This window comes from Kineococcus indalonis (assembly GCF_009906395.1).
Classification (GTDB): domain Bacteria; phylum Actinomycetota; class Actinomycetes; order Actinomycetales; family Kineococcaceae; genus Kineococcus; species Kineococcus indalonis.
The window spans coordinates 1-5,595 of sequence record NZ_JAAALM010000262.1; the positions used below are offsets into that span (position 1 = coordinate 1).

Genomic DNA, 5,595 nt, shown 5'->3' on the forward strand with positions numbered 1-5,595 from the left:
GCCCACGCCGCGGGCACCCTGACCCCCGACCGCCTCGCGTTCCTCGCCGCCCTGCTGGGCGGGGCGGGGGCGGGGACCCTGGACGCCCCCCGGAGGAGCACCGCGTGAGCCAGCAGCACACCGACACCTGCGACGCGCTGGGCGTCGCCCTGCTCGCCAACGTCCCGGTGGTCCTGTGGGGGCCGCCGGGTCAGGGCAAGTCCTCCGTCGTGCGGGAGCTGGCCGAGGGCATGGGCGCCCACCTGGAGACCGTCATCGCCTCCATCCGCGAACCCAGCGACTTCGCGGGCCTGCCCGTGGTGGACACCGCCTCCGGCACCGCCTCGCTGGCGCCGCCGTCGTGGGCGGTGCGGCTGCGCGACGCGGTGGAGCGCGAGGGCCGGGCGGGCGTGCAGTTCTACGACGAGGTCTCCACCGCGCCGCCGGCCACGCAGGCCGCGCTGCTGCGCCCCATCCTGGAGGGCGTGGTCGGCGACCTGCGCCTGCCGCCGCAGGTGCGCACCGTCGCCGCGGCGAACCCCCCGGACGTGGCCGCCGACGGGTGGGACCTGGCCCCGCCGGTGGCGAACCGGTTCCTGCACCTGACGTGGAGCCTGGACGCCGACACCGTGCGGGAGGGTTTCACCAGCGGCTGGCCGGCCGTCACCGTGCCGCGCGCGCAGGAGGCGGAGGTCGCCGCCCAGCTGGAGCGGGCCACCACCCTGGTGGGGGTGTTCCTGGGGTCCCGGCCCGAGCTCGTCACCCGGATGCCCTCGTCCTCGGAGGAGGCCGGGCGGGCGTTCCCGACGCCGCGCTCGTGGGAGATGGCGGCGCGGCTGTACGCCCACGCCCGCGCGGCCGGCGCGAACAGCACCGTCGTCACGCTCCTGGTGTCCGGGACCGTGGGCGTCGCCGCGGCCGGGGAGTTCCTGGCCTACGTCCGCGAGCTCGACCTGCCCGACCCCGAGGAGCTGCTGCGCGACCCCGACGCCTGGGTGGTGGACCCCCAGCGCACCGACCGCACCTACGCCGTGGCGGCCTCGGTGTGGGCGGCGACCGCCGCGCGCAACACCGTGGAGCGGTGGACGAACTGCGGGCGCGTGCTCGCCCGGATCGCCGACGCCCGCAGCGCGGACATCGCGTTCTCCTTCGGGCGCCGGTGGGCGCAGGAGCGCCCCACCGGCGCCATGCCGACGCCGGGGGTGATCGCCTCGCTCGGCCCGATCCTGACCGAGCTCGGCCTGCTCACCCGCGACGCGTGAACGGGCGACGCGTGAACGGGCGGGGCGTGGACGGGCGGGGCGCTGCGGCGCGACGCGCTCCGGCAGCGCCGGCTCCGGCGGGGTCGCTGGAGGAGCGGGCCGCGCTGCGGCTGGCCGCCGGGCGGGCCCGCGCCGGTGAGCTGATGCCGTACCTCAGCGACGCCCTGTACGCGGTGAAGGCCGTGCCCACCGCGGAGATCCCCACCGTCGGCATCGACACGCGCTGGCGCATGTACTACAACCCCGAGTTCCTCCTCACCCTGGACGTCGCCGAGGTCGTGGGCGTCTGGCTGCACGAGGTCGGCCACCCGCTGCGCCGGCACCACGAGCGCTTCGACGCCCTCGGCGAACCGCAGGAGCGCCACCCGCTGTTCAACCAGGCCGGCGACTGCGCCGTCAACGACGACCTGCGCGCCGCCGGCGTGCGGCTGCCGGCGGTGAAGGCGTGGTTCCCCGAGCGGGTCCCCGGCGCCGACCCGGGGATGACCGCCGAGCAGATCTACCGGCTGCTCGTCGCCGGGCCCGCCGGCCGGGAGCTGGCCGAGGGCTCGCCCGCCCTGCTGCTGCTGCCCGCCGCGCTGCGCCGGGACCACGGGGTCCCGCTGCGCGTGCTGGCCCGCGCCCGCGAGGAGTTCCTCACCGGCCCCGCCGCCGTCGCCGTGCACCCCGCCGTCGCCGTGCACCCCGTCGGCGCCGTGCACCCCGTCGGCGCACCCGTCGGCGCGCGCACCGGCCCGGTGGCGGTGCACGACGCGCGCACCGCCTCCTTCGAGCTGCTGGAACCCCTGCCCCCGGGCCGCCACGTCGTCGAGCTCACCTGCGCCGGCACCAGCGCCTCCGCCGAGCTGACGGTCACCGCGCCCTCGATCTCGCTGCGCCCGGACCACCTGCGCCGGGACCGCTCCGCGCGCGAGAAGGTCGTGGTGGTGGGCCGGGACACCCGCTTCGGCGACGGCTCCGTCGTGGAGGTCCTCGACGCCGCCGGCACCGTCCTGGACGTCGTCTCCGACGTCTCGCCCGTCTCGGCGACGGCCCTGACGTTCCGCCTCGGGCCCCTCGACGAGGGCGCGCACCTGGTGCGCGTGCGCACCGGGGAGGAGTCCGTGCAGGCGGCCCTGCCCGTGGGCCTGCCGCACCTGGAGCTCACCCCGGACCGGCTGCCCGGCGGCCACGACGTGCCCGTGGTGCTGGCCGGTGTCGGCGAGGACGTCTCCTTCGACGCCGGCAGCACCGCGCAGGTCCTGGAGGTGGCGGCCGGGCTCGCCCCGCTGGCCGGCGCCACCGGCGCGCTCACCGTGCTGGGCCCGGCCGTGGTGGACCTGGAGCTGACGCGTCCGCTGCCCGACGGTCAGCACCTGGTGGTGGTGAGCACCGCCGGGGAGCGGGCCGCCGCCACCCTCACCGTCGGGGGTGCGCGCCGCTCGGGGCCCGCACCGCGCCCGGTGCCCGCCGGGTACGACGACTGCGGCTCCGCGGCCGGGGGCCCGCGCCGGGCGTGGGAGGGCGACGCCGGCGGCCGCGACGCCGACGGCGAGGACGACGGCAGCGTGGACGCCGGGCGCGCCGAGCTGATCCGGCAGCAGACCGCCCGCAACGTCCTGGAGCACGCCCGCTCGCGCGGCACGGTGCCCGCGGGGTGGCAGCGGTGGGCGAACCTCACGCTGGAGCCGGTGGTGGACTGGCGCCGGGAGCTGCTGAGCGTGACCCGGCGGGTCAGCGCCCACGTCGCCGGGGTGCGCGACTACTCCTACGCGCGCCCCTCGCGGCGCAGCGCGTCCACGCCGGGCGTGGTGCTGCCGGCGATGCGCCAGCCGCGCCCGCCGCGGGCCGCGGAGGTCGTGGACACCTCCGCCTCGATCACCGCCGAGATGCTCGGGCGCGTGCACGCCGAGACGGAGGCGATCGTGCGGCGCTGCCACGGCAGCGGGGTGCAGGTCATCGCCTGCGACGCCGCCGCCGCGCGGGCGCGCCCGGTGCGGCGCGTGCAGGACCTGGCGCTGGTCGGCGGCGGCGGCACCGACATGCGCGTGGGCATCGCCGCGGCGGCCGCGCTGCGCCCGAGGGTGGACCTCGTCATCACCGCCACCGACGGCGACACCCCGTGGCCGCTGCGCCCCCCGCCGGAGAACCCGGGGGCGGTGTACGTGGTGCTGCTGCTCGACGGCGACCGCGAGGGCGTGCCCGGCTGGATGCGCAAGATCGTCGTCGAGCGGGACGGCGCCGGCGCCTGAGCGGGCCCGCTCAGCCCTCGCCGGGTCCGCCGGGCACCTCGCCGCCGGGTTCGCCCGGTTCCCCGGGCGCGTCGAGGACGACCTGCTCGCGCGGGTCCCACCGCCACACGAGGTCGCCCAGCTGCGAGCGCGCCGTGCACGGGCCCTCGTGCCCGGCCGGCAGCGTGCACTCCACCCGGAAGCCGTCCACCGCGGGCCGCACGTCGCCCTCCAGCCACGCCTCCTGCGAGCGCTCCGCCCACGACCCGGACGCCGCCCCCTCCTGCACGCCCGGCGCCAGGGGGGCGCCGAACGCGCGCAGCGTGCGGACCGCCGCGACCACCTCCGCGACGGGGCCGCCGGGCACCGCCGGCACCCACAGGCTGGAGCGGCAGGTGCCCTGCGGCGCGGTGTCCTCCAGCACCACCGGGTGCCCGTCGGGCGCCCGGTGCGCGGCCGTCACCGTCGTCCCGGCCGCCCACCCGCCGCGCGCGGAGCGCACCAGCACGTCGAAGGAGGAGGCCACGTCGACGACCCGGCCGCGCCGGCGCTTGGCGTAGAAGCGCGGGTAGTGCTCGAACCCCGCCACGTGCGCGGTGCGCGGTTCCGGGGCGCCGGCCGCGGCGATCCGCCGCTGGTGCCGCGTCCACTGGTCCTGGACCGGGTCCCACCTGCGCACCGCTCGAGCATCGCACCCCGGCGCCGGGCGGGCCCGCCCGGCGCTGCGGGGCCCGGGGCCTCACAGCACCGACAGGCCCCCCGGCGGCAGGCCCCGGCCCGTGGCCGCCAGCAGCAGGTGCGCGGCGCGCCCGTCGGCGACGGCCAGCTCCACCACCAGGTCCAGGGCCTGCCGCGCCGCGGTGGCCGGGGCCTGCGCCGGCACGCCGAGCGCGGCGCACAGGTCCGCGGTGTGCACGGTCAGCTCGAACGTGCGCGTGGGCAGGTAGTCCACCAGCCGCATCCCGCCCGCGATCGTCGTCAGCGTCTCGGTGCCCCCGCGCGACCCGACGAGCGCGAGCACCCGCTCGGCGGTCGCGGCGACCGCCGCGGCCGGGTCCTCGCCCAGCGCGGCGCCCGCCTCGCGCCCGCGCTGGGCCACCCCCGGCCCCGCGGCGACCTCGCGGGTGGCGCGGAAGTACCCGGCCGCCGAGTCGACGTCCACGGCCGCGGCGGGCCGCTGCAGGTAGGCCTCCACGGTGAGCAGCGAGCGGCTGGTGTGCCCGACCAGCGCGCGCACGTCCCACTCGCCCAGGCCCGGTGCGCCCCAGCGCCCGCCCACCAGCGCCGCGGTGCGCGCGAACCAGCGCGCCGCGTCGGTGAACGCGCCCCGCGCCCCCTCCCACGCGCCGGCCGCCGGCGCCGTCACGACGCCGCGCCCGCGCGCCGCGCCACGCCGCCCAGCAGGTCCGCCAGCTCCCGCGGGCGCGACCACATCGGCCAGTGGCTCGTGGGCAGGTCCACGTACGTCACGTCGCGCAGCTCGGCCAGCCCGCCCAGCCAGGCGTGCCCCTGCGCGAGCCAGCCGCGCACCTCCTCGGCGCTGTTGCCGGTGCACACCACCGTGGTGGGCACGTCGCGGCGGGCGTCGTCGCGCAGCACGGGCGCCTCGCGCAGCACGCCGCCGGGTTCGGGCACGGCGCGGCGCCGGAACTCCGCCAGCTGCTCCTGCGACAGGCCGTCGAGGTTCTCGTCGGCAGCCAGCTCCTCGGCCGGCGGCAGCGGCACCTCCACGGCCGCGCACCCGGGGTCCAGGGCGCCGGAGGGGGGAGCGGAGTCCACGTACACGACGGCCGCCACCCGCTCCGGCACCCGGTCGGTGGCGGCGTACCCGGCCCCGGCGGCGCCGCTGTGCAGCACCAGGACCACCGGCCGCCCGGCGGCCACCACCGCGTCGCGCACCGCCGCCACGTGGTCCTCCAGCCCGGTCCGGGACCGGTCGGCGGCGGGGTCCTCCAGACCCGGCAGCGTCAGCGCGGTGACGTCGTGGCCGTCGGCGCGCAGGGCGGCGGCGACCTCGTCCCACGCCCACGCGCCCAGCCAGAACCCGGGGACCAGGACGATCGGTGCGTGATCCACGCGCCGACCGTAGGGGCCGCCGCGCCCGGCGCGCCAGGGGTTTCGCGGGGTGCGGCGGCCCCTACGGT

General features: G+C 79.1%; 5 protein-coding genes. 2 read left to right on the forward strand and 3 right to left on the reverse strand.

Annotation, left to right across the window (positions count from 1 at the left end; genetic code table 11):
• Window positions 1–104: 104 nt before the first annotated feature.
• Window positions 105–1,241: an AAA family ATPase gene (locus GTR00_RS13200; RefSeq protein WP_166612074.1), complete on the forward strand. Its 1,137-nt coding sequence runs from the start codon at window positions 105–107 to the stop codon at window positions 1,239–1,241.
• Window positions 1,238–3,472: a DUF2201 family putative metallopeptidase gene (locus GTR00_RS13205; protein ID WP_166612075.1), complete on the forward strand. Its 2,235-nt coding sequence runs from the start codon at window positions 1,238–1,240 to the stop codon at window positions 3,470–3,472. Before GTR00_RS13200 ends, GTR00_RS13205 begins: the two co-directional genes overlap by 4 nt.
• 10 nt (window positions 3,473–3,482) lie before the next feature.
• On the opposite strand, the gene GTR00_RS13210 is transcribed toward GTR00_RS13205, so the two are convergent.
• Genes GTR00_RS13210 through GTR00_RS13220 form a run of 3 tightly spaced genes read right to left on the reverse strand, consistent with a single transcriptional unit; the run spans window position 3,483 to window position 5,527 of the window.
• On the reverse strand, window positions 3,483–4,130 hold the full coding sequence (locus GTR00_RS13210) for a hypothetical protein (protein ID WP_166612076.1): 648 nt from the start codon (window positions 4,128–4,130) through the stop codon (window positions 3,483–3,485).
• 60 nt (window positions 4,131–4,190) lie between these two features.
• Window positions 4,191–4,817 carry a maleylpyruvate isomerase N-terminal domain-containing protein gene (locus GTR00_RS13215; RefSeq protein WP_166612077.1) on the reverse strand — a complete coding sequence of 209 codons (627 nt, stop codon included), beginning with the start codon at window positions 4,815–4,817 and terminating at the stop codon, window positions 4,191–4,193.
• Window positions 4,814–5,527: an alpha/beta fold hydrolase gene (locus tag GTR00_RS13220; protein ID WP_166612078.1), complete on the reverse strand. Its 714-nt coding sequence runs from the start codon at window positions 5,525–5,527 to the stop codon at window positions 4,814–4,816. The genes GTR00_RS13215 and GTR00_RS13220 overlap by 4 nt, the downstream gene beginning before the upstream one ends.
• Between the last annotated feature and the right edge of the window lie 68 nt (window positions 5,528–5,595).